The sequence below is a fragment of the Pseudoalteromonas sp. NFXS39 genome (genome assembly GCF_040148775.1).
In the GTDB taxonomy this organism is placed as follows: Bacteria; Pseudomonadota; Gammaproteobacteria; order Enterobacterales; family Alteromonadaceae; genus Pseudoalteromonas; species Pseudoalteromonas apostichopi.
In genome coordinates this window covers 1-23,968 of sequence record NZ_JAGDEC010000010.1, presented here as the reverse complement: position 1 = coordinate 23,968, position 23,968 = coordinate 1, and the positions used below count along the sequence as shown (strand labels likewise).

The following is a 23,968-nucleotide window of genomic DNA, read 5'->3' as shown; positions in this document are numbered from 1 at the left end:
TGCAACTCTGATAATGTTTTCATAATTCAATAAAAACTATTAGAAGATTATGAAACTCATCATCAGCTTACTGGCAACAGCTTCGATAAGTTGTTTTGCCAATACCACAGTAATTTACAATGTAAATGGTTACACACCAACCTACAAAGGTGAAACTCAACACTTTTCAACACTGGTTTTTAAAGACGGTAAAGTTGTAAAAACCGGTAATGATTCAATCAAAAAAAGCTTTCCTGATGCCACCACGATTGATGGCCAACAAGCCACGTTATTGCCTGGTTTGATTGATGCCCATGGCCATGTGATTGGTTTAGGTAATAACCTTTCACAACTTGATGTTAGAAGTACTCGCTCGGCAGATGAAGTTGGCAAAATGCTAGCTGAGTTTGCTAAAGATAAACAAGGCTGGATCATTGGTCGAGGTTGGAACCAAGAGCAGTGGCCTGGTGGACAGTTCCCAAATGCTGCTGATTTAGACAAGTATTTAAAAGACAAACCCGTAGTGCTTTCTCGAGTTGATGGCCATGCTGTGTGGGTAAATTCAAAAGCAATGGAGCTTGCAGGTATCACCAAAGAAACTCGCTCTCCTGCCGGTGGTGAAATTATAAAACTGGATTCTGGTTTACCTTCAGGGGTATTCATTGATAAAGCCGAAACGCTTATTACTCAGCATGTACCAAAAGCAAGCCATGCCAGCATTAATACTGCATTAGATAATGCAGGTAAACATCTACTTAGTTTAGGGATTACATCAACCCATGATGCCGGTATCGATTATGATACCTGGCAAGTGTATAAGCAGCGCTCTGAACAAAGCACCCTTCCCGTCAGAATAGTAGCTATGCTAAGTGCTGCTGATCCTCAGCTAGAAACAATGCTTAAAGCGGGCCGATATAAAGATATGAATGACATGCTGTCGATTCGTAGTGTCAAAGTGTATGCAGATGGTGCGCTAGGAAGTCGTGGTGCAGCCCTAATCGAGGAATACGCAGATCGAAAAAATCACCATGGCTTAATGCTTGAAACCCAAGAAAAGCTTGAGCAACTATTCAACTTAAGCTTTACCCATGGCTTTAGTGCTAACACCCATGCAATTGGTGATAAAGCCAATCACGTAGTGCTAGATGCCTATGAAAATGTGTTTAAAAAAACCGGTGGAATTTTACTTCGTAACCGAATTGAACATGCACAAATTGTTACTCCTGAAGACATTCCTCGTTTTAAAACGTTAAAAATCATTCCATCAATGCAGCCTGTTCATGCAACATCTGATATGCATATGGCAGAGCAACGTCTAACTGAAAAACAACTTGAAGGGGCTTACGCTTGGAAAACCTTTTTAGCGCAAGGCTCAGTGATTGCGGCGGGTTCTGATTTTCCAGTAGAGCTTGCTGATCCGTTTGACGGCTTATATTCAGCCATTACTCGCATGGATCATAATCAGCTGCCAGAAGGCGGCTGGCGACCACAAGAGCTACTATCGCGTGATGAAGCTTTACGTGCTTTTACTTTAGGTGGTGCATATGCTGCACATCAAGAGTTTAAACTTGGCAGTTTAGAGCAAGGAAAGTGGGCTGACTTTATCTTGATTGATAAAGACTATTACAAAGCGCCAGTCTCAGAGATCCACGATATAAACGTGACACAAACTTGGATTGCGGGCCAGCTTAAGTATAAAAAAGAAGATTAGTATTACTAAGTGTTACTTAGCGTCAGCTTTTTGCTGACGCTTTAATTTTATGATGTGGTAAATATTCACAAATGCTAGTAAACCATTGGTAAAGGCCACAGGAACAGCACCAATTGCCAGCCCGTAGAAGGTAAATGCAATACATCCTGCTAGGTTAAGCCAACGTAGCTTAACAACATCGCTCATTGTCAAAGAAGCAACCAAAAGTGCTGACGCTAAATAGCCTAAATATTCCCAACTCAATTGTTCTCTCCTAGGCTTTAGGTTAGCATTGGAGCTTGTCATTTTTTTTGACGCACTCAGTGCTACTTTGACAATAAAATAAAAAAGCTAACTTACTAAAAACCTTGTAAAGCTGCAGAAAAATCTTGGCTTTAAAATCATTACACGGGAAATGAAGGTATCAGTAACGTGAAACACCTTACTAGCAAGTTAGCGTAAATTCTTAGAATCTTAATGCTAACGTCATTAAGATGTAATAAATAGGACAATTGTCCGAAGAGCGGCGTTAATGTTTCAATATCATTTTTCAAGCTATCTTGTTGACCAATTACTGACATTTGCTGGCAGCAGTTTTCAACAAGCTAAAAAAGAAGTGCTGATCCATCAGGATCAACCTTTATCAAAACTCGTATTAGTTAGAAGCGGCACGGTGTCATTCAGCTATGACGTGGGTAACGGCCGACGCCTTCTTTTAGGTCAACTTGACTGTAATAACACCCTGATTGGTGAGATTGAAGCACTGAATAATTATCCCTGTATTTACACAGTAACGTGCTTTAGTGATGTAAGTTATAACCTAATTGAGCTTAAACATTGGCGTGCACTACTATTAGAAAAACCAGAGCTAAGCTTATACACAGCGCAAACAATCGCTGCTAAATTCCAAGAAAACCAAAAAATAAATTTAGATAAGCTGCTATTACCACTTAGCTACAACATAGCTAAAGATTGCTTATTAAGAGCTGAGAATAATAACCCAACATTACTGCGTGCCTACCCTACCGTAAATGCAGAAGCTGAGCGCTTTGCCACCACCGAAAGAGCTTATAGACGCGTTGTAACAGAATTAGTTGAAAAAGGCTTAGTAAAGAGAAGTACTCAAGGCTTACAAGTGGTAGATATCGACAAGCTTAGTGACTACGTCGAAAGTTTTGCGCAGTTATGAGTGTAAGAACACTCATAACTTTGTAAAAATGATGCTTATTTTTCTAAAAGTATGTCGTGAATATTAGCTAAATCAGACTTTCCTTCGATGATTTCGTCTGGCGTTAAGCCTGAAAGTTCATGAGGGAATACTAACCACTCTTCAGACTCATGAATATAATAATCTGGCACCATGTCTACTTTTGAGTTCTTTGGCTTGTAGTATGGACATGCAACACGAATATCACGTGGTAAGTTCAAACGCATTAATTCAGAAAGCTTTTCTTTCAATGCAAAAATACTGCGGCCAGAATCGAACACGTCATCAACGATTAATAATGAGTTATCTGCATTCGCATTTTCAATGATGTAATGCAAACCGTGAACTTTGATCTCTTTTGACTGCTGGTTAATACCGTAATACGATGAAGTACGCACTGCAATATGGTCAGTTTCGATACCTTTATAATCGTAATATTCTTGAACTGCGATACCAATTGGAGCACCACCACGCCAAATACCAATGATGAAATCAGGACGGAAACCATCTTCATAAACTTGTGCCGCAACACGAAATGAATCTTCAAGAAGCTGCTGCGCAGTGATATAGCACTTATCTGACATAAATAGAGACCCCAGTGTGAATGATCATTCAAGTGTAGCTAATTTAATAATAACTAACCACAGGATGAGAAAATGTGGGGCGGGATTTTATACTAATTTACTCAAAAAAGCTTGTATCAGTTTGTGAATTTACAAAAAAAGCGCCTTAACTTCATCTAAGTTAGGCGCTTTTTATTAATCACAGAAAAGTAAATTACTTATGCTTTTTCTAGTAAGGTTCTTGCAACTGTACGCATACCTTGTGTTGTCGCACCAGCAGCCCACTCACTTGTACTACCCATGTTAAATGCTGCTGCCAGGTCAATGTGTACCCAGCCTTTGCCTTCATTTGGCACAAAGCGAGATAAGAAACCAGCCGCATTAGATGCACCACCATAGCCACCACCCTTTTGAGGACGGCTATTTGCGGTATCTGCATATGGTGATGGACAGTTTTGTTGATGCCATTTTTCAAGTGGTAATGGCCAAGCAGCTTCCATTTCCTGCTCTGCAAAGTCTTGTACGTCACGTACAAGCTCTTTATCAAGACCAAATAATGCGTTGTACTCTTGACCAACAGCTACCAGTGCAGCGCCTGTTAGTGTTGCCGCATCAATAATTAATGGCGCACCCGACTCACCTGCAGCCATTAAACCGTCAGCAAGTACTAAACGGCCTTCAGCATCAGTATTAACGATTTCAACCGTTGTACCATTCTTATAGGTTAGGATATCGCCAAGTTTATATGCATGGCCTGAAATAAGGTTTTCCGCACAGCATAAGAATAATTTAATGCGTTTGTTGATACCACGGTTAATAGCAAGTGCTAAGCCTGCAGTTACTGTAGCAGCACCACCCATATCGCACTTCATGCCTAGCATGCCTTCACTTGCTTTGATTGAGTAACCACCTGAATCAAAGGTAATGCCTTTACCAACCAAAGCGGCAGCAACAGGGGCATTTTCGTCACCAGTTGGGTTGTAATCTAATGCTAATAATACCGGTGGGCGTTCACTACCACGACCTACCGCATGGATACCAATCCATTGTTGCTCTAATAAAGCATCACCTTTAATGATTTGATAGCTTACGTGTTCAGGCGCTAATGACTGAATGAATTCTGCCGCTTTACCAGCTAGGCTCTCAGGGAAAATATCATCAGCTGTGCCATTGATCATTTGACGAGCCCAAGTCGCAGCTTGCTTTAAAGAAGCCAGTTCTTTGCCGTCTGTTTTTGCATTTTCAACAAACTCAATTGCATCTAAATTTTTTGGTGAAACAAAGCCTTGATAAAAAGCCCATTGTGTTTCTGTACACCAAACATCGCCCACTAAAGCAATATTTTTTAAGCCTTGATTAGCTAACGTACGTGCTGCTTTTTGTACGTTTTTAAGTGTATCTTGCTCAGTTAAATGAACAGTTGCGCCTTGTTCAGTAAAAGAAAGAGCGGCTTTTTCGCCCCAGTGTGCGGCAGCGCCCTGCTCGCTAAGTTGAACTAAAAATTTTTCTGACATGTTAGAATACTCTTTGCGCTAAAAATGTTGCCTGAGTTTACTACAGCCAACGTAAGTTCCCAACAGCTTGCGATAAATAGCATTATGTTGAGTGGTTCAATCCTCGTAATGAATGACATACAATAAAGAAAAACGAAATTATTAGAGCCATGAAGTTCACTCCCGCATTACAATCAGCCACCTTAATAAAACGCTACAAACGCTTTTTAGCCGACTTAAAAACGGCTGAAGGCGAGCAGTTTACAGCGCATTGCGCCAATACAGGAAAGATGACGGGCTGTGCTGAGCCAGGGTTTAACGCTTTTTATTCAACCAGTGATAACACCAAACGCAAATACCCCCATTCACTGCAACTAACAAAGAATCAATTTAATCATTTAATTTGTGTCAATACCGCTATTGCAAACAGAATTGTGCAAGAGGCTCTCAATGCTGGCACTATTGCTGAACTAGCTGATTACCAAACAATTACAGCAGAAGTAAAATACGGCCAAGAAAATAGCCGTATCGATTTTTTATTAACAGATGAAAACAAGCCCCATTGTTATATTGAAGTAAAATCAGTGACTTTACTCTCGCAATTAGAGCCGCAGTCTGGGCAAGGTTATTTTCCAGATGCAAAAACTGAACGAGGTCAAAAGCACCTAAGGGAACTAGTAGAAATGGTGCAACAAGGGCATCGAGCAGTCTTACTGTTTGCAGTTTTACATGAAGGTATTAATCAAGTAAGTGCTGCAGCTCATATCGATCCCAAATATGCGCAACTTTTAGCTCATGCAATAGAGCAAGGAGTTGAAGTGATTGCTTATAAAGCAAAAATTTCAGCCAACGAGATTCAATTGCAGGAAAAGTGTAGTTTTCAGCCTTAAACAACTCTTTTCTTAAAACAGCAGTAAATAACACGATTTAAGTTGTATTATTTTTTTTTGCCCATATAACTATGCAAATTTTAAAAAATTAACGGATAGTTAAGGGCTTACAAAACCGCCCATAATTATTTGAGCAATCATCAGCTCGAGGCCTATAGGATTAATTAAAAATAAATTTGCCTCAACCTAATGATTCTGCTATTTATAGCCGCCGGCTAATGCTGGGCAAAATATTAAGGATTTAGGAGAAAGTTATGCCAGACCAAAAAAGACTAGGGTTATTGGCTCAAGCCGGGTTGGATCCATATCAAGAAAAACCAGGTGAAGAGTATATGAATGAAGCACAACGTGCTCATTTCAAAACAATTTTAGAAGCTTGGCGTAACGATTTACGTAACGAAGTAGACCGTACTAAATCGCATATGCAAGACGAAGCAGCTAACTTTCCAGATCCAGTAGACCGTGCAGCACAAGAAGAAGAATTCTCATTAGAACTTCGTACTCGTGACCGCGAGCGTAAACTGATCAAGAAAATAGAAAAAACGATTCAATTAATCAAAGAAGACGATTTTGGTTTCTGTGAATCATGTGGTATTGAAATTGGTATCCGCCGTTTAGAAGCGCGTCCTACAGCTGATTTATGTGTAGACTGCAAAACGCTTGCGGAAATTAAAGAAAAGCAATCTGGACGCGGTTAATATCCTTTAATTAGCCCATGTCTACCACAGCCGTTAACACGCCAATGCGTGAATATCGTGGCCGCTTTGCGCCATCCCCTTCAGGGCCATTACATTTTGGCTCACTTATAGCGGCTGTGGGTAGCTTCCTTGATGCAAAAGCCAATCAAGGAAAATGGTTAGTACGCATTGAAGATATCGACACAACGCGTGTTGTAAGCGGTGCTAGCGACGATATATTACATACCCTAGAGGCTTACGGCCTATACTGGGACGAGCCCGTCATTTACCAAACCCAGCGTCATGAGCAATACCAAGCAATTGTTGATGAGCTAATTTCACAAAACCTTGTTTATGCATGTCATTGCACCCGTAAAGAAATTAAAGCTATCGGGGGAATTTACCAAGGCCATTGCCGAGATAAAAACCACTCTTTAGCTGATGCAGCACTGCGTTTAACCCAGCAATATGCAACAAGTCACTATCATGATTTAATTCAAGGTGAGGTTAGTGTAAATAGCCAACTTGCCAAAGAAGACTACTTAATAAAGCGAAGTGATGGTTTATTTGCTTACCAACTGGTCGTGGTCGTTGATGATATTGCACAAGATATAACACGAGTAGTTCGCGGCGCTGATTTAATTGAGCCAACTGCACGACAACTCAGTTTGTTTAAGCAACTCAATAAACCTGCTCCACAATATGCACATCTACCGCTAGCGGTTGCTAAACCTGGTTTTAAGCTATCGAAACAGAATTACGCGCCAGCAATAGCGAAATCAAATCCAAAACCGGCCTTGTTCGATGCCTTTCGCTTTTTAGGTTTAAAGCCAGAAGTCTCTCTACTGTCATTAGATATAGAACAAATGCTAGCCTGGGCAGTCGAAACTTACCGTCTTGAGTACATTCCAAAGGTACAAGAAATACAAGTTAACGAGGATTCGAACTCTACTTTTTGTGACTTTGTTACTATTGAAAAATAAATTGCCAATTTTAAAGGCCGAGTAACTTAATTTTTCAGCCCTGCTGGTATATGATAGCGACCCAAAGTGTGCGAATCATCAACACCTTAATTTAGCGTCATTTAAAACACATTGATTACACGTCAATCTCACATCGGCGAAGTAACAAACAAGCGCTATACTTGATGAGTCGCAAAGTCCGCGTCGTAGGAGACAGATTATTATTTCCAAGCTTTTTCAATTTTGTCGGCAAATTATTGGCCCAAATGCCACGACATCAAGTGATGCTTTATCAACGAGCGAATTACCTTTGGTGATCGAGCGCAGTGAACATGGTATTTCACGCAAACAATTTAGCCCAAATGCAATCAAAGTATTATACCGCCTTAAAGAAGGTGGTTTTGATGCCTACCTTGTTGGTGGTTGTATTCGAGATATATTGTTAGGTCAACAACCTAAAGACTTCGATGTTGTAACAAACGCAACGCCTGAACAGATCAAAAAGCTATTTCGCAACTGTCGCCTAATCGGTCGTCGTTTTCGTTTAGCCCATATCGTATTTGGCCGAGAAGTGATTGAAGTGGCGACCATGCGAGGTCATCATGAAGCTGACGAAAGTAAAAATCAAATTAGCCAATCAAGCGAACACGGACAACTACTTCGCGATAATGTCTATGGCAGCATCGAAGAAGATGCCGAGCGACGCGATTTTTCTATTAATGCACTTTATTACTCAATTAACGATTTTTGTATCTATGACTATGCCAACGGTATTAGTGCTATAAAAGCAAAACAAATTGAGCTTATTGGCGACCCTGAAACACGCTACAGGGAAGACCCTGTGCGCATGCTGCGTGCTGTTCGTTTTGCAACAAAACTGGGCATGAGCATTGCACCAGGCACCGAAAAGCCAATTAAAGGCCTTGCTAATTTACTTGACCATATTCCGCCTGCTCGTTTATTTGAAGAATCACTTAAGTTGTTCTTAAACGGCAAAGCTGAAGAAAACTACTTAATGCTGCGCCAGTATGGGTTATTCAAAGCATTATTCCCAGCGCTTGATAAAATCTTAGATGCAAACCCTGATGGCCTAGAACATGCGTTTATCCTACAAATGTTTAAAAACACCGATAAACGTATTAACGCAGATAAAAAAGTCACCCCAGCATTTATTTTTGCAGCCTTGTTGTGGTTCCCATTACTGAGTATTGCTAAGAAGTTACAACTACGTGATCAACTTTCAGAGTACGATGCATTTGCACAAGCGATGAATAAAGTACTGAGTGAAAACGCACAACATGTCGCAGTACCCAAACGCTTCACACTTGGTGCACGCGATATTTGGCATATTCAACAACGCCTTGATAAACGAGGTGGTCAGCGCGCTTACAGACTCACTCAACAGCCTCGCTTCAAAGCCGCCTATGACTTCTTACTACTTCGTGTGCAGGCAGGTGAAGAACAGCTGAAAGAGCTAGCAGATTGGTGGACAGCCTACCTAAGCCAAGACATCAATGGCCAAAAAGAGATGGTTAAAAATTTAGGGCACCAAGGCGGTCCTAAACGCCGCCGTCGTCCGCGCAAGAAAAAAGTAGACTAAGCATGCATACCGTTTATTTAGGTTTAGGCGCTAATTTAAACGCGCCACGTAAACAAATTCATGCTGCTGTCGCTGCCCTAAAAGCATTAAAAGATGTTGAGTTTGTTTGTGTATCGCATGACTACGCAAGCAAACCTATGGGGCCTCAAGATCAACCCGATTATGTAAATGCGGTCGCTTGTGTTAAAACTGCACTTGAGCCAGAACAATTGCTTGATTTAACTCAAGCTATCGAACTTGAACATGGCCGTGTTAGAAAAGAAGAACGCTGGGGTCCTCGCACCCTTGATATAGATATTCTATTGTTTGGTAATGACGTGATAGACACCCCTCGCTTGACCGTGCCTCATTATGGCCTAACACAGCGAGAATTTGTTGTTTATCCATTGTTGGAAATTGCGCCAACTCTTGTCCTACCGAGTAATCAATCACTTGCTGATATAACAAAAACGTTACCTTTAAACGGTTTACAACAACTCCCTCAGCAGTAATCAACCAAGGCTAAGCCTTAGAGGAAATTATGTCTAAAATCACCGTTTCAACACTTAATAAAATGAAACATGAACAACAAAAAATCACCGCATTAACGGCCTACGATGCCAGTTTTGCTAAATTGTTTCATGATAATGGCGTCGAAGTGATTTTAGTGGGTGACTCGTTAGGTATGGTTTTGCAAGGTGCTGATGATACATTAGCGGTAACCAACACAGATATTGCTTATCATACGCGATGCGTACGAGCAGGTAGCCGTGAGTTATTTGTTATTGCAGACTTACCATTTATGACTTATGCCAACCCAACTGATGCTTGTAAAAATGCTGCTGAGCTTATGCGTGCAGGGGCAAACATGGTCAAGCTTGAAGGTGGTGAATGGCTTCACGACAGCATCCGTGCGATGACCCAGCAAGGTATTCCTGTTTGTGGTCACTTAGGCCTAACACCACAATCAGTACACGTATTTGGCGGTTTTAAAATTCAAGGCCGAGAGCAATCTCAAGCAGACAAAATGGTTAGCGATGCTAAAGCACTTGAGGCTGCTGGTGCACAATTACTTGTTTTAGAGTGTATTCCTAGTGAGCTTGCTAAGCGTATTACAGATGAGCTGAGCATTCCTACGATCGGTATTGGGGCAGGTAATCAGACCGATGGTCAAATCTTAGTAATGCACGACCTAGTAGGTATTTCTGCAGGCTATATTCCAAAGTTTTCAAAGAACTTTTTGTTAGAAACCGGCAATATGCCAGCTGCAGTGCAAAAGTATTGTGAAGATGTAAAAAGTGGTGCTTTCCCAAGTGCCGAACACGAGTTTAAATAAATGCAATCAATCACTGAAATAAAATCCTTACGCAGTCAAATCAAGGCTTGGCGTCAAGCAGGCTTAAGCATTGCGCTAGTGCCTACTATGGGCAATTTACATCAAGGCCACTTTTCACTTGTTGAAAAAGCCAAGACACTCGCTGATAAAGTAGTCGTGAGTATATTTGTTAACCCGATGCAGTTTGGGAAAAATGAAGATCTTGATAGCTATCCGCGTACATTAAACGAAGATAAACAAGGTTTAGCTGATCTTGGTACTGATATTGTATTTACACCATCCGTTGAGACCATTTATCCAAATGGTTTAGGCGAGCAAAGTTTTGTCGATGTACCAGGTGTCTCTATGGGTTACTGTGGTGGCTCACGTCCTGGTCACTTCAAAGGTGTCGCAACGGTTGTCACTAAGTTATTCAACCTAGTTCAACCTGATTTTGCCTGTTTTGGTGAAAAAGATTTTCAGCAGCTGCAAGTCATTAAAACCATGACGCGCGACTTATCTATCCCTGTTGAAATTGTTGGCGTTCCAACTTGCCGTGAAATATCAGGCCTAGCGATGAGCTCTCGTAATGGTTACTTATCTGACGAGCAAAAAGACACAGCAAAAGTTCTGTTTGCCACTCTAAACAATACTGCAGCGGCACTTAAAAAAGGTAACGATGACATTGCTGCACTCGAAGCTGCTGCAAAAGCACAGCTTGAAGCTGCAGGGCTAAAGCCTGACTACTACGCTATAGCAGATCGTTCAACACTAAAAGCTGCCACTGCGGCTGACAAACAACTTGTTATTTTAGCTGCCGCCTATTTAGGCTCAGTGCGTTTAATTGACAATTTACAAGTTGAGCTGGATTAAATAGCTGTAATCTGGGTAAGATGGATTGCAAAGAAAAGACATAAACTAGGGATAAGCATGAAAAAACTACCAGCAATTGCAGCTACATTGTTTGCAATGACATTACTGTCTGCCTGCTCAAACAAAATTGACAATCCAGAAATGCAGCAATGTGCTCAACAAAACTATCAATGTGAAGCAAGTTGTGAACAACAAAGTACCGCTGATGGCTTAGTTCATAAAGTCTGTAGCAATAAGTGCATTGAAGCTTACAATCAATGTAAAGCAAATGCAGAAAAATTAGGCGAAGTTAAATAATACCATTGATTCGTTTAGATTAATTTTGAGGCACTGAAACCCTGTTCAGTGCCTATACTCCCCCCTTCCTCGATTACAATTTCGCTTTCATAATTAAGCCTCTGGTAATTTTGTTCATATTTTTATTTACCCATTAAGCTATTCATATTAGGGCAAGCTTTCGTTCATTAAACTTCTCCATATTGGTGACGAATAAACAACTGCAACCATGTAATTGTTTCTCACTAATTTCAAAATTTTACTCTTCGCATTTAGCTGTACCAACTCAAAGTCATTGAGAATATTATTTTTTATTTGGGTTCAGGAATTGCTAAGGGGTATGAATGAATTAACGTGATTTACGGCTAAAGGAAAATTGAATGAGACCAGAAACCCGAACTAAGCTCTTCAGCGCTGTCAAAAAGAAGACCTTCTTGGGCGTATTATTAGCCATGAGTGCAGGTCATAGTTACGCTGTTGAAGAACCAGACCAGCCAAAAGCGACTAAAACAGAACAAACAGCCGCAGAGGTTCAAGCTACCGAAAATGAAAAACAGCAAGTAAAGGATAATGCCGCTGTTGAGCTTAAGCCTGCAATGATCACTATACCTCAAGAAAAGTTATTTGAAGTTATCACCGCGCGTGCGAAAAAATTAGCATCTGAGCCGTATGTTGCGCCTAAAGAATTAGAACTTGAAGCATTAACTAGCATTGGTTATCAGGACTATCGTGCAATCCGTTTTCGTACTGAGCAAGCAATTTGGAAAGATCAAAGCCTTTATGAAGTGCAGTTATTCCACCCAGGTTTTTTATATCGCTCACCAGTTGCAATAAATACCCTTGAGCAAAATGCTGAAGTAAAAAGTTTACCGTTTAAAACCGATTACTATCGTTACGATGCAACCGCAGCCCCGTTAGAGCAAGAGATCAATACTGCCATTGCTAATACGCAACTGGGCCACGCGGGTTTTCGTTTGCATTTTCCACTGAATAACAACGAATATAAAGATGAAGTAGCTGTATTCCAAGGTGCTTCGTATTTTCGCTTAGTTGGCCCGCATCAAGTATATGGTCTGTCAGCTCGTGGTCTTGCAGTTGATACAGCACTCAGCTCAGGTGAAGAGTTTCCCGTTTTCAAAGAGTTCTGGTTAGTAAAACCGGCACCAGAAGACACAACTATCGTGCTCTATGCACTACTCGATAGCCCATCAGTTTCAGGCGCATATCGTTTTGAGTTAACACCTTCAACGAATACTGAAGTGAAAACACAGATGCAAATTTTTGCACGCAAAGACATCAAAAAGCTCGGTATTGCCCCGTTAACAAGCATGTTCTATCACGGCGAAAACAGTACCAAGTTCTTTGATGATTACCGTCCTGAAGTACATGACTCTGATGGCCTTTTAATGCAATCAGAACAAGGCCAATGGGTTTGGCGTGCATTGAATAATCCGAAGAAATTGAGCGTGACTTCGTTTAGCTACGACAACCCGAAAGGGTTTGGTCTAGCACAGCGAGATCGTGACTTTAATAACTACCTTGATACCGAAGCGCATTATCACAACCGTCCAAGCATGTGGATTGAGCCAGTGGGTAATTGGGGTAAAGGTCGTGTTGAGCTAGTAGAAATCCCTACAGATACAGAAACCAACGACAATATTGTTAGCTACTGGGTGCCAGATCAGCCAATGAAAGCTGGTGACAGCTTAAGTTTTAGTTACAAGCTTTCGACTTTCAATGCCACGCTTGCAGCTCAAGATAAAGCGAGTGTTTTAAGAACCCGAATTGGCAGTGCAGCACTTCCGGGTGAGAAGAACCCACCACCTAAAAGCCATCGCCAATTTACCGTCGACTTTAGTGGGGAAACTATTAACAAATTATCTGCTAATTTCGCCATGCAAGCGGATCTTACACTCTCTGCAGGGCAAATAAGTGATAAAACGGTACAACAGTTACCAAACAATCAAGGATGGCGCGTAGCCTTTAAAGTGGCGCCAGAGGGAGATAAGCCTGTTGATATGCGCTTATCGTTAAAACTACGTGATAAAGAAATCAGCGAGGTATGGAGCTATGTCTGGTATCCAAACGACGTCCAATAGTAAAGAATTAAAGGCAACAGCAATGCCATTTAAGAAAACCCGCGCTTGGCTTTTTTCGAGCCTAGCGCTCACCATTACCGCTTACGGCGTGTGGATCATGTTCGATATTTTAAATTCTAACGGCATGACACCGCTTGAGTACGCTTTACTAGCATTATTTACAGTTACCTTCGCGTGGATCGTTACAGCTTTTTGTAGTGGCTGCATGGGCTTCATCCTGCAATTATTTCGTATTGACCCTTTAACCTTAAAACGTCAAAAGCCAATCGAAATTAATCAGCATGCCTTGAGCCAAACTAAAACAGCCATTGTTATGCCTATCTACAACGAGGATACAGAGCGTGTAATCGCAGGTTTTGAGGTAAGTTTACGCTCGCTGGCTAAAACAGGGCAAATGCCACATTATGATTTTTACTTGCTCAGTGACACCCAAAACCCTGAAATTGCACGTAATGAACTTAAAGCGTGGAATGCACTCACTGAGCGCTTAGGTGATTTAGCTAAGCACACTTTTTATCGTCGCCGTGAAGACAATAAACACCGTAAAGTAGGTAATTTAACTGACTTTTGCGAACGTTGGGGCAGCCAATACGATCACATGATTGTACTTGATGCCGATAGCATTATGACGGGTCAATGTATGCTTGAGCTGACTTCTAGCATGATCAGTAATCCAAAATCAGGTTTGATCCAAACTATTCCCATCCCAGTTCGCCAAGACACTTTTTTTGGTCGCTTTTTACAGTTTGCATCAATTTTATATAGCCCAATGTTGGCAACAGGGTCTGCTTTTTGGCAAACAAACCAAGCAAATTACTGGGGTCACAATGCGATTATTCGCGTTGAAGCATTCACTAAATGCTGCGGTTTGCCTGTTCTAAAAGGCAATGCCCCATTTGGTGGTGAAATCTTAAGCCATGACTTCGTAGAAGCTTCACTTCTACATCGTAGTGGTTGGGATGTGTTACTGCTTAGTGATATTGAAGGTAGCTACGAAGAAGTACCAAGTAACATTCTCGATTACGCAATCCGTGATAGACGTTGGGTGCAAGGTAATATCCAGCATTTAGGTTTATTGCCTAAAACGGGTCTTAAGCTAATGAGTAAAATGCATTTTTTATTTGGTGCCACAGCATATATCTCATCGTTAATTTGGTTATCTATGCTGGCATTAAGCACATTAGATGCGGTGACTCGTGCACTTAATAGCGACGTGTACTTTAACCATGCTTATCAGCTTTTCCCAACTTGGCAAATTGCCAAAACTGACTTAATTGATTCGTTGTTATTTATTACTGCAGTGCTGTTATTACTACCTAAATTAATGGGTGTTATTGTGACTTTAGTTCACCGTAATAAGGCCTTTGGTGGCACTATGAAGCTAATTGCAGGTTCACTAATCGAAACGATTTTTGCGATAGTGATTGCACCGCTAATGATGGTATTTCATAGCTATTTTGTAGTGTGCGTATTTTTAGGTAAAAAAGTAAGTTGGGATGCACAGCCTCGGGAAGGCAGAATGGTGCCGTGGAAAGAAGCGATTGGTTATACATTATTTTCGACTATTACGGCGATTATTTGGGGCTCGGTTGCTTACTATTACACACCGACTTTCTTTTGGTGGTTATCACCGATTTTAGTGGGCCTTATTTTGGCAGCACCAATTGTGCGCTACTCAAGCAGCATCGGCTTAGGTGTTAAAATGCGTAAAATGGGTTTATTTTTATGCCCAAGTGAAGTTGAAAACGATGATACCTTAGCGGCACTTCGTGTACACCAACAAGAAATTGCTTTGCCTAAAGATGAACACGCTAACTTTAGTGTGCCTAAATTACCCAATGAATACCCAACGGTAATGCCAATTCAAAGCTTTAAGGCACCATCAGGTAAAAAGCGTAAACAAGTACGCCTCGCTCAAAAGCGAATAAAAGCCAAGCTATTTGCCAAAAGCTAAACGAAAAAAAACCGCTCAATGAGCGGTTTTTTCATCTATGTCTGTATGGTTGTTACAGAAGGCCTAGCTTTTTAAGTTCAGTCATTGCCATTTTGCCTGAAAGTGGCACATAACCATCTTTCTCAACAATTTTTTGACCATCTACAGAAAGAACCATTTTTAAGAACTCTGCATCGATTGGTGAAAGCGGTTTGTTAGGGTGCTTGTTCACATAAACGTATAAGAAACGAGATAGTGGGTATTTACCTTTTGCAACGTTTTCTAATGTTGCATCAACAAAGTTATCGCCTTTCTTAGCAAGAGGTACTGTACGTACACCTGACGTTTTATAACCGATACCTGAGTAACCAATCGCATTCACAGAAGAAGAGATTGACTGTACTACAGATGCAGAACCTGGTTGTTCGTTTACGTTGTTACGGAAGTCACCTTTACACAGTGCTTTCTTCTTGAAGTAACCGTAAGTGCCAGATACTGAGTTACGACCATAAAGCTGGATATCTTTTGCAGCCCAATCACCCTCAAGACCTACTTCGCTCCAACGATTAACCTGTGCATCTGCACCACATTTACGTGTAGAAGAGAAAATCGCATCAACTTGGTCAATACGTAAACCTTTGATTGGGTTATCTTTGTGTACGAATACAGCTAGAGCATCGATTGCAACGCGTACTTCAGTTGGCTTGTAGCCGTAACGCTTTTCGAATGCTTCGATTTCTTTTGACTTCATACGACGGCTCATTGGGCCGAAGTTTGCTGTACCTTCAGTTAATGCTGGAGGAGCAGTTGAAGAACCCGCTGCTTGGATTTGAATGTTTACGTTTGGATAGAAGCGCTTGTACTCTTCTGCCCAGAACGTCATCATGTTAGCAAGAGTGTCAGAACCTACAGATGAGAAGTTACCAGAGATACCACTTGTTTTAGTGTACTCAGGCATATCTTTATCAACTGCAGCTGCTTGTGCTGATACAAATGTTGTTACAGCCACACCCATTGCGGCAACGAGATTTTTGAATTTCATAGGGGTTACTCCGATTTGTTCGTCCCATTTCCTAACTGCGGTCTACTCTAATGACACTAGATGACAGTTAGATTACCCTTAAATGACATTTTTATGACTTTGCTGTTTTTTCGGTTTTTTCCGTTTTATTAGCAATACGCACGACTTTATCGCTACCGAATGCGAACGCAAAGGTCGAGCCTTGTCCTAACTTACTGCTGATATCTAAGCGACTGTCATGTCTTGTAAGTACATGTTTTGTAATAGCTAAACCTAAACCAGAACCACCTGTAGTGCGGCTACGAGCCTTATCAACACGATAAAAGCGCTCGGTTAAACGATTAATATGTTCAGCGGCAATACCATCACCATTATCGGTCACACTAAACGCGGCTTGGTTATTTTTAAACTGCCAATCAACCACAATCTTGCCACCTGGCTTTGTGTAATGAATGGCATTAAATACTAAGTTAGAAAAGGCACTCCTTAATTCGTCTTCGGCCCCTTTAATATCTAAACTTGCATCAACATTAAAAATAAGCTCATGGCCTTTCTCTTGGTTTAATGACTTTGCTTCGGTTTGAATATAAGTAAGTAGCTGAGGCACATTTACTGGCTTGTCGTTATCTTGCCGACGCGCTCCTTCAATTCGCGATAACGACAGTAATTGATTAACCAAGCTATCCATACGCTGACATTGCTCAAGCATGGTTGTTTGTGCTTTTTGCCACATAGCAGGGGGAGGTAAGCTGTCTGAATCAAGCATTTCTAAGTAGCCTGTCACCACAGTAAGCGGTGTTCTCAGCTCATGAGAAACATTGGCCACAAAGTCTTTTCGCATCTGCTCAAGTTGCTTTAAACGTGTAACATCACGTACCACCATCATCAATTGTGAACTTGCATAGGGCATAACACGAAACTCTAACGTTTGATCGTAGCTATGGCCGCCATCAAGCTCAAGTGGTTCATCAAAACATGCTTTATGCATATACTTTGCAAATTTAGGATCGCGAATGAGATTATCTAAGCGTTGTCCATGATCAGTTGGCCACTGTAAACCTAAAACTTTTAAAGCCAGTTGGTTACACCAAATGATGCTTAGATCTTTTTGTAGTACTACAACCGCATCAGGTACGGCTTCTGCACCATCTCGAAAGCGGCGAATTAAATCTGCCAGCTCATTGCGCTTTTTACGGTTACGATGTTGTAAATGATAAATTCCTTCAAAGACCTGCTCCCAAGCCCCCTCCCCTTCAGGTGGGTTAAAGCTACGTTGATTTAGAAGCCAATCACTAAGGCGATATAATTGATGATAATGCCAAATTAAAAGTGCAAAAGAACCTAAAAATAAAAGCAAAAAAGGCGCACCTACAAGTACGCCAACTAATAACAAAGGTAAGAAATACATAAACAGACGTTTTGCTAACGCCTGTTTATTCACTACTCGATACATACACTCACTTTACCTTAAGTATGTAAATTAGCTTGTTAAGGTCATTCCTATGACACTTATAATTTACTTGAAAAACGATAGCCTGCACCGCGAACGGTTTGCACTAAACGGTCATGCCCCAATGGTGCAATAGCTTTACGTAGACGACGAATATGCACATCAACAGTACGGTCTTCTACGTATACATTTGTACCCCATACATGATCAAGTAATTGTTCACGGCTGTAAACACGTTCAGGATGAGTCATGAAAAAATGCAGTAGTCTAAATTCAGTAGGCCCCATATCTAATTCACTACCTTCTGATGTTACACGGTGTGAAATAGGGTCAAGACGTAAACCATGTACTTCAATGGCTTCTTCTAATGAGGTTGGTGAAACGCGTCGAATAACCGCTTTAATACGCGCCATTAATTCTTTTGGCGAAAATGGTTTTGTTACGTAGTCATCAGCGCCAACTTCAAGACCGCGTACTTTGTCTTCTTCTTCGCCGCGTGCTGTCAGCATAATGATAGGAATTTGACGAGTATATTCGCTTTGCTTAAATTTTTTCGCAATTTGAATACCGCTACCACCTGGTAACATCCAATCTAATAAAACCATATCTGGGTATGGCTCTACCATTGCTTCAATTGCAGAGTCATAATCTTCTGCTTCAATTGCTTGAAAACCATTTTGCTCTAAAACAAAAACCAGCATCTCTCTGATAGGTGCTTCGTCATCGACGACTAGTACTTTACGTGACATTCCAATTTATCTCTTTCGTTAGCGAACTGGTTTCATTATTATGACTAAGTATGACATTTTTATGAAAGTCTAACGAGTAATTGAAAAAGCGCAAAAGAATCAATGCAAAAATAGCCATTTTTTACGCTTAAAAGATGAATTCGAGATTAAAAGTCATACCTTAAAGTGACCGCCACATGATCTTCATCAGCATTATTATCTAGTGAGAATTGCGTATACCACATATACATACGTGCTTGTTTTGACAGGCTTCGTTCAACACCAACAGAGGTACCGCTACCCGAGTCTTTCAACTTTCCAAAGCTGCCATCAGTATCTTGATACTGCGCTAGTAACTTATATTTATCGATTTTGTAAGATGCGCTCACTAAAAAACCATCTTCTTTGTCAGAACCTGTTACTTTTTCACTTTGTTGATACATACCGCCTAAGGTTAAATCGCCTAATTTACCTTGCGCCGTAAAACGTGTTGTATCGTAGCCGGCTACTTTACTATCGTGGGCAACACTTACGAAGTAAGGCGCTTTTTTAAATTTACTATCGCCATACATAAATGCCGCAGAAACGCCGGTTTCTTCATCTTGTTTGGAATTATCTTCAGCAATATAAGTGACCACAAATTGCATATTGCCGACAACGGGCGAACTATAATGAACCACGTCGCCAAGACGATTTTCACCATTAAACAAGGCTTTAACATCTCCATTAAAGTCGTTCATTAAATCAATTTTACCCTGCGATACCTTTAACGCGGTATCGTGACGACCAAGCACTACCTGCCCATAACTGCCTTGAAGGCCAACATATTGATTACGAGCGGTAATATTCTCTTCAGTTTTACCATCACTATCTTGATCAGCCGCATTTACTGCAAATTCAAACTTATATACAGCTTTTAAACCATCACTTATTTCACCGCTACCCTTGATCCCCATACGTGAGTTATAGCTCTCAATGGAAGTTTCACTGCCATCGCCAGTATCGCTATTAGCAACCCCTAAATGGGCCCGACCATACACATCTACGGCTTCAGCAGCACTATGAAATGAAATAAAGCACATTGCAAAGCTCGACAACATCATGGCAGGTTTATTCATGGTAGCGATCCTTAATTTAAGCAGTAACTTAAAAATCGAACATAAAGGGCTTTTGGTCAAGGCAAGGGGGAAATATTTCGCCTAAAAATTACGGATCACTGATCTACTAACTTAACCAGATCAGGATCAGGTTTTTACTAAGTTGATCAATCTCAGATCAGTTTTTTACTTAGAGAATAAGATAACTTGTTGATTTAATGTTAAGGTGATCTGTAATTCGTTTAAAAGGTGAACAATAAAAAGTCATTGATCAGTATCCAACTAGTAAAATAATGATCTGTGAAAGCCAAGGTTAGTAAAACATTGATCCTGAAATGTACGAGTAAGTATATCGTTGATCCGGCTTGAGCAAGGCATAAAAAAACCGGCATCAGAAGCCGGTTTTTTCAATTTACTATCAATTATTTGATTTGTGGATCAAGTTCACCCGATAAGTATTTAAGGTGCATATCATCTAAAGAGATAGGCTTGATCTTAGCTGCTTGACCCGCAGTACCAAAGGCTTCGTAACGAGCAACACAGATCTCTGTCATTGCTTTCGTTGCTTCAGCTAGGTATTTACGTGGATCGAAGTTAGCTGGATTTAAAGCCAAGTGACGACGAATAGCACCTGTTGACGCTAAACGAAGATCAGTATCGATATTTACTTTACGAACACCGTATTTAATACCTTCAATGATCTGCTCTACTGGCACACCATAGGTCTCAGGGATTTCACCACCGTATTGGTTGATCACTTCTAACCACTCTTGTGGTACTGAAGACGACCCATGCATTACTAGGTGAGTGTTAGGGATACGTGCGTGGATCTCTTTGATGCGATCAATTGCTAAGATATCGTCTGTTGGTGGACGAGTGAATTTATACGCACCATGTGAAGTACCACAAGCGATAGCAAGTGCATCAACTTTAGTTTTACGAACAAAATCAGCTGCTTCTTCAGGATCTGTTAGCATTTGATCAGTAGAAAGTTTACCTTCTGCACCAACACCGTCTTCTTCACCTGCTTCTCCTGTTTCAAGTGAACCTAGAACACCTAGCTCGCCTTCAACAGATACACCACACGCATGGGCCATTTCAACGGTTTGACGAGTCACATCAACATTGTATTCGTAGCTTGAAGGGGTTTTACCATCAGACATTAATGAGCCATCCATCATAACTGATGAAAAGCCTAACTGGATTGAGCGCTGACATACACCTGGTGAAGTACCGTGGTCTTGGTGCATTACAACTGGAATATGAGGCCATTCTTCAACGGCTGCTAAAATCATATGACGAATAAAAGGGGCACCAGCATAGGCACGTGCGCCTGCTGAGCCTTGTACAATTACAGGGCTGTTTGTTTTATCAGCCGCTTCCATAATTGCACGCATTTGCTCTTGGTTATTAACGTTAAAAGCAGGTACGCCGTAACCATTTTCAGCTGCATGATCAAGAAGTTGTCGCATACTGATTAAAGCCATTTGGTATTCTCCAAATTGTATCGACAGTAGTTCCCTACTATCTAGTTTGAACGGATAAGTTATTTTTTGATGCATCACTGCATCACGAAAAGCTTGCGCTAACCGTAACAGCTGTAAATAAAACGAGGGTGAGAGGTATTTTATAAACAGCTAAACCAGCGTAATTACTTAATAATTACGCTGGTATACGCACTAATTACTTAGCGCGTTCTTCAAGCATAGCAACTGCTGGTAATTTTTTCCCTTCTAAAAATTCAAGGAAAGCACCACCACCGGTTGAAATGTAAGAAACTTTATCGGCAATGCCGTATTTATCAATCGCTGCAAGCGTATCACCGCCACCAGCAATCGAGAATGCATTTGAGTTAGCAATGGCATCAGCAATAGCACGAGTGCCGTTACCAAATTGATCAAATTCAAATACACCTACTGGACCATTCCATACAACGGTACCTGCATTAGCAATGATTTTTGCTAATTGGTTTGCTGTATCTGGACCAATATCGAAGATCATATCTTCGTCTGTTACTTCATTCACATCTTTTAATGTTGCCACTGCAGATTCAGAGAACTCATTACCTACAACAACATCAGTTGGTACCGGGATTTCACCGTTATTGGCTTTTGCCGCCGCACTTAATTTGTTTGCTTCATCAATTAAATCAGCTTCAAATAAAGACTTACCTACCGGGTGACCTGCCGCTGCAATGAAGGTATTAGCAATACCACCACCAGTTACAAGTTGATCAACCACTTTAGAAAGTGAATCAAGTACAGTTAACTTAGTCGATACTTTAGAGCCACCAACGATAGCGACTAAAGGACGAGCTGGTTTATCAAGTGCTTTACCTAGTGCGTCTAGCTCTGCTGCAAGTAGTGGGCCTGCACACGCAACGTCAGCAAATAAACCCACACCGTGAGTAGATGCTTGTGCACGGTGAGCCGTACCAAATGCGTCCATTACGTAAACATCACATAATGCAGCTAGTTTTTTAGACAGAGCTTCGTCGTTTTTCTTTTCGCCAGCGTTAAAACGCACGTTTTCGAAAACAACTACTTCGTTATCAGCAACGTCTACGCCCTCTAGGTAGTCTTTTTCAAGACGAACAGTTTGCTCAAGTGCGTCATTTAAATAATTAACTACAGGGGCAAGTGAAAAGGCTTCATCATATTCCCCTTCCGTAGGGCGGCCAAGGTGTGACATTACCATTACTTTAGCGCCTTTTTCTAACGCTAATTTGATTGTAGGTAATGCTGCACGAATACGTGCGTCAGAGGTCACTTTACCTTCTTTTACAGGCACATTTAAATCTTCACGAATTAACACGCGTTTGCCGTTTAAATCTAAATCTGCCATTTTAATGACCGACATGGACTTCTCCTTTGTTAACGATACTAATATTATATTTATAAATTATTGACTTACAGCCATCATCGCACGCGCGGTATCGAGCATACGATTCGCAAAGCCCCACTCATTATCACACCATACTAACAACTTTATCAGTCGTTTATGACTAACACGTGTCTGAGTGCCATCTATGATACAAGAATGTGGGTCATGATTAAAATCTACTGATACCAATGGCTCTTCTGTGTAGCTTAATATACCCTCAAGACGATCTTTGGCTGCTAACTTAAGTGCTTGATTGACAGTCGCTAAATTGACATCTGTATTCACTGTTACACTTAAATCCATCGCCGTAACATTGATAGTTGGTACACGAACAGCGATAGCTTCAAAGCGGCTATGAAACTTAGGTAAAATACGCTCAATACCTCGAGCAAGCTTAGTATCTACCGGAATGATAGACTGGCTTGCAGCACGAGTACGACGTAAATCATGATGATAGGCATCAATCACTTGCTGATCATGCATCGAGGCATGAATCGTCGTAATTGCTCCAGATTCAATCGAAAATGCGTCATCTAACACTTTAATCACTGGCACAATACAATTCGTGGTGCATGAGCCATTAGAAACAATGGTATGTTCTGCTTTTAATTCATCATCGTTAATACCATACACAATCGTGGCATCAACATCAGCATCTGCAGGCTGTGAAAACAATACTTTTTTTGCACCAGCAGTTATGTGTAGCTCTGCATGTTCACGAGAGTGATACACCCCAGTGCATTCAAGAACCACGTCAACATCAAGTGTTTCCCAAGGCAGTTCTACAGGGTTTTCTTCTGCAAACAAAGCAATAGAATCATTAGCAACCGTTAAAGTATCTTCACCAAGATTAACAGGGAAAGAAAAGCGGCCGTGAGATGTATCGTATTTAAGGAGATGGGCAATGCCCTTAGGGTCGGCTAATTCGTTAATAGCGACAATTTTGATTTGATCTTCAAGCCCAGATTCATACAGAGCACGGACGATATTGCGCCCGATTCGACCAAAACCATTAATTGCAAGTTTGATTGCCATGAAGAAGAAAATCCACTCTATTTGCTTGCAGATAAAGGCAGCTGCCTTTTAGATGGCGGTATTGTAATCGACCTTTGAAGTTTTTATAAGTGGTCAGGTGAAATAAAAGTTGCTTAGCATGTTTTAGATGGCGCAGTTTTGGTAATCGACCTTAGACATTTTTATAAGAGGTCAGGTGAAATAAAAGTTGCTTAGCATGTTTTAGATGGCGCAGTTTT

General features: G+C 41.0%; 22 protein-coding genes. 12 read left to right on the top strand and 10 right to left on the bottom strand.

Annotation, left to right across the window (positions count from 1 at the left end; all coding sequences use genetic code 11):
* Positions 1 to 49 precede the first annotated feature (49 nt).
* A complete protein-coding gene (locus J3455_RS16925) occupies positions 50 to 1,690 on the top strand; it encodes an amidohydrolase (RefSeq protein ID WP_130050738.1) in 1,641 nt (546 codons plus the stop codon).
* Positions 1,691 to 1,702: 12 nt separating this feature from the next.
* Here J3455_RS16925 and J3455_RS16920 read toward each other — a convergent pair whose 3' ends face one another.
* A complete protein-coding gene (locus J3455_RS16920; protein ID WP_130050737.1) occupies positions 1,703 to 1,933 on the bottom strand; it encodes a YgjV family protein in 231 nt (76 codons plus the stop codon).
* Positions 1,934 to 2,201: 268 nt separating this feature from the next.
* Here J3455_RS16920 and J3455_RS16915 point away from each other — a divergent pair, with 268 nt between their 5' ends.
* Entirely contained in the window at positions 2,202 to 2,858 is a 657-nt protein-coding gene (locus J3455_RS16915; protein WP_130050736.1) for a Crp/Fnr family transcriptional regulator, read from the top strand.
* Positions 2,859 to 2,893: 35 nt separating this feature from the next.
* Here J3455_RS16915 and J3455_RS16910 read toward each other — a convergent pair whose 3' ends face one another.
* Positions 2,894 to 3,460 carry a phosphoribosyltransferase gene (locus J3455_RS16910; protein ID WP_130050735.1) on the bottom strand — a complete coding sequence of 189 codons (567 nt, stop codon included), beginning with the start codon at positions 3,458 to 3,460 and terminating at the stop codon, positions 2,894 to 2,896.
* A 197-nt stretch (positions 3,461 to 3,657) separates the two neighbouring features.
* Entirely contained in the window at positions 3,658 to 4,953 is a 1,296-nt protein-coding gene (gene pepB / locus J3455_RS16905) for an aminopeptidase PepB (RefSeq protein ID WP_130050734.1), read from the bottom strand.
* A gap of 149 nt (positions 4,954 to 5,102) precedes the next feature.
* Between pepB and sfsA the strand changes: the two genes are divergently transcribed.
* The 10 genes from sfsA (at position 5,103) to mdoH (ending at position 15,557) form a co-directional block, all read left to right on the top strand.
* The gene (gene sfsA, locus J3455_RS16900) at positions 5,103 to 5,822 is read left to right on the top strand and encodes a DNA/RNA nuclease SfsA (RefSeq protein ID WP_349562085.1); all 720 of its coding nucleotides are present in this window, start codon (positions 5,103 to 5,105) and stop codon (positions 5,820 to 5,822) included.
* Positions 5,823 to 6,076: 254 nt separating this feature from the next.
* A complete protein-coding gene (gene dksA, locus J3455_RS16895) occupies positions 6,077 to 6,520 on the top strand; it encodes an RNA polymerase-binding protein DksA (RefSeq protein WP_130050732.1) in 444 nt (147 codons plus the stop codon).
* 17 nt (positions 6,521 to 6,537) lie between these two features.
* On the top strand, positions 6,538 to 7,482 hold the full coding sequence (gene gluQRS, locus J3455_RS16890; protein WP_349562084.1) for a tRNA glutamyl-Q(34) synthetase GluQRS: 945 nt from the start codon (positions 6,538 to 6,540) through the stop codon (positions 7,480 to 7,482).
* Between the two features lie 292 nt (positions 7,483 to 7,774).
* A complete protein-coding gene (gene pcnB, locus J3455_RS16885) occupies positions 7,775 to 9,061 on the top strand; it encodes a polynucleotide adenylyltransferase PcnB (protein ID WP_233786756.1) in 1,287 nt (428 codons plus the stop codon).
* Between the two features lie 2 nt (positions 9,062 to 9,063).
* Complete coding sequence (gene folK, locus J3455_RS16880; RefSeq protein WP_130050729.1) at positions 9,064 to 9,552, top strand: 2-amino-4-hydroxy-6-hydroxymethyldihydropteridine diphosphokinase; 489 nt, start codon at positions 9,064 to 9,066, stop codon at positions 9,550 to 9,552.
* 29 nt (positions 9,553 to 9,581) lie between these two features.
* Complete coding sequence (gene panB, locus J3455_RS16875) at positions 9,582 to 10,376, top strand: 3-methyl-2-oxobutanoate hydroxymethyltransferase (protein WP_130050728.1); 795 nt, start codon at positions 9,582 to 9,584, stop codon at positions 10,374 to 10,376.
* Entirely contained in the window at positions 10,377 to 11,228 is an 852-nt protein-coding gene (gene panC / locus J3455_RS16870; protein ID WP_167658748.1) for a pantoate--beta-alanine ligase, read from the top strand.
* A 96-nt stretch (positions 11,229 to 11,324) separates the two neighbouring features.
* Positions 11,325 to 11,525, top strand: a complete 201-nt coding sequence (locus tag J3455_RS16865) for a hypothetical protein (protein WP_372799652.1) — start codon at positions 11,325 to 11,327, stop codon at positions 11,523 to 11,525.
* Between the two features lie 359 nt (positions 11,526 to 11,884).
* Positions 11,885 to 13,603: an OpgD/OpgG family glucan biosynthesis protein gene (locus J3455_RS16860; RefSeq protein WP_294091743.1), complete on the top strand. Its 1,719-nt coding sequence runs from the start codon at positions 11,885 to 11,887 to the stop codon at positions 13,601 to 13,603.
* Positions 13,575 to 15,557 carry a glucans biosynthesis glucosyltransferase MdoH gene (mdoH, locus tag J3455_RS16855; RefSeq protein ID WP_349562083.1) on the top strand — a complete coding sequence of 661 codons (1,983 nt, stop codon included), beginning with the start codon at positions 13,575 to 13,577 and terminating at the stop codon, positions 15,555 to 15,557. Before J3455_RS16860 ends, mdoH begins: the two co-directional genes overlap by 29 nt.
* A 52-nt stretch (positions 15,558 to 15,609) precedes the next feature.
* Here mdoH and J3455_RS16850 read toward each other — a convergent pair whose 3' ends face one another.
* From J3455_RS16850 to epd, 7 genes are all read right to left on the bottom strand, one after another.
* A complete protein-coding gene (locus tag J3455_RS16850; protein WP_349562082.1) occupies positions 15,610 to 16,578 on the bottom strand; it encodes a PstS family phosphate ABC transporter substrate-binding protein in 969 nt (322 codons plus the stop codon).
* A gap of 91 nt (positions 16,579 to 16,669) precedes the next feature.
* Positions 16,670 to 18,010, bottom strand: coding sequence for a phosphate regulon sensor histidine kinase PhoR (gene phoR / locus J3455_RS16845; RefSeq protein WP_167658745.1), 1,341 nt, complete (start codon positions 18,008 to 18,010; stop codon positions 16,670 to 16,672).
* Between the two features lie 56 nt (positions 18,011 to 18,066).
* A complete protein-coding gene (gene phoB, locus J3455_RS16840) occupies positions 18,067 to 18,756 on the bottom strand; it encodes a phosphate regulon transcriptional regulator PhoB (protein WP_036970740.1) in 690 nt (229 codons plus the stop codon).
* Positions 18,757 to 18,902: 146 nt separating this feature from the next.
* Positions 18,903 to 19,853: a porin gene (locus J3455_RS16835; protein ID WP_130050722.1), complete on the bottom strand. Its 951-nt coding sequence runs from the start codon at positions 19,851 to 19,853 to the stop codon at positions 18,903 to 18,905.
* Between the two features lie 401 nt (positions 19,854 to 20,254).
* Positions 20,255 to 21,319, bottom strand: a complete 1,065-nt coding sequence (gene fba / locus J3455_RS16830; RefSeq protein WP_063703260.1) for a class II fructose-bisphosphate aldolase — start codon at positions 21,317 to 21,319, stop codon at positions 20,255 to 20,257.
* 196 nt (positions 21,320 to 21,515) lie between these two features.
* Positions 21,516 to 22,691 (bottom strand): phosphoglycerate kinase, encoded by a 1,176-nt coding sequence (locus J3455_RS16825; protein ID WP_130050721.1) that lies wholly within the window; start codon positions 22,689 to 22,691, stop codon positions 21,516 to 21,518.
* 42 nt (positions 22,692 to 22,733) lie between these two features.
* Positions 22,734 to 23,750, bottom strand: a complete 1,017-nt coding sequence (epd, locus tag J3455_RS16820; RefSeq protein WP_130050720.1) for an erythrose-4-phosphate dehydrogenase — start codon at positions 23,748 to 23,750, stop codon at positions 22,734 to 22,736.
* Positions 23,751 to 23,968 lie beyond the last annotated feature (218 nt).

Coding starts and splice junctions, on each gene's coding strand:
- J3455_RS16925 (WP_130050738.1), top strand. CDS start 50: ATGAAACTCATCATCAGCTTACTGGCAACAGCTTCGATAAGTTGTTTT.
- J3455_RS16915 (WP_130050736.1), top strand. CDS start 2,202: ATGTTTCAATATCATTTTTCAAGCTATCTTGTTGACCAATTACTGACA.
- J3455_RS16910 (WP_130050735.1), bottom strand. CDS start 3,460: ATGTCAGATAAGTGCTATATCACTGCGCAGCAGCTTCTTGAAGATTCA.
- pepB (WP_130050734.1), bottom strand. CDS start 4,953: ATGTCAGAAAAATTTTTAGTTCAACTTAGCGAGCAGGGCGCTGCCGCA.
- sfsA (WP_349562085.1), top strand. CDS start 5,103: ATGAAGTTCACTCCCGCATTACAATCAGCCACCTTAATAAAACGCTAC.
- dksA (WP_130050732.1), top strand. CDS start 6,077: ATGCCAGACCAAAAAAGACTAGGGTTATTGGCTCAAGCCGGGTTGGAT.
- gluQRS (WP_349562084.1), top strand. CDS start 6,538: ATGTCTACCACAGCCGTTAACACGCCAATGCGTGAATATCGTGGCCGC.
- folK (WP_130050729.1), top strand. CDS start 9,064: ATGCATACCGTTTATTTAGGTTTAGGCGCTAATTTAAACGCGCCACGT.
- panB (WP_130050728.1), top strand. CDS start 9,582: ATGTCTAAAATCACCGTTTCAACACTTAATAAAATGAAACATGAACAA.
- panC (WP_167658748.1), top strand. CDS start 10,377: ATGCAATCAATCACTGAAATAAAATCCTTACGCAGTCAAATCAAGGCT.
- J3455_RS16865 (WP_372799652.1), top strand. CDS start 11,325: ATGACATTACTGTCTGCCTGCTCAAACAAAATTGACAATCCAGAAATG.
- J3455_RS16860 (WP_294091743.1), top strand. CDS start 11,885: ATGAGACCAGAAACCCGAACTAAGCTCTTCAGCGCTGTCAAAAAGAAG.
- mdoH (WP_349562083.1), top strand. CDS start 13,575: ATGTCTGGTATCCAAACGACGTCCAATAGTAAAGAATTAAAGGCAACA.
- J3455_RS16850 (WP_349562082.1), bottom strand. CDS start 16,578: ATGAAATTCAAAAATCTCGTTGCCGCAATGGGTGTGGCTGTAACAACA.
- phoR (WP_167658745.1), bottom strand. CDS start 18,010: ATGTATCGAGTAGTGAATAAACAGGCGTTAGCAAAACGTCTGTTTATG.
- phoB (WP_036970740.1), bottom strand. CDS start 18,756: ATGTCACGTAAAGTACTAGTCGTCGATGACGAAGCACCTATCAGAGAG.
- J3455_RS16835 (WP_130050722.1), bottom strand. CDS start 19,853: ATGAATAAACCTGCCATGATGTTGTCGAGCTTTGCAATGTGCTTTATT.
- fba (WP_063703260.1), bottom strand. CDS start 21,319: ATGGCTTTAATCAGTATGCGACAACTTCTTGATCATGCAGCTGAAAAT.
- J3455_RS16825 (WP_130050721.1), bottom strand. CDS start 22,691: ATGTCGGTCATTAAAATGGCAGATTTAGATTTAAACGGCAAACGCGTG.
- epd (WP_130050720.1), bottom strand. CDS start 23,750: ATGGCAATCAAACTTGCAATTAATGGTTTTGGTCGAATCGGGCGCAAT.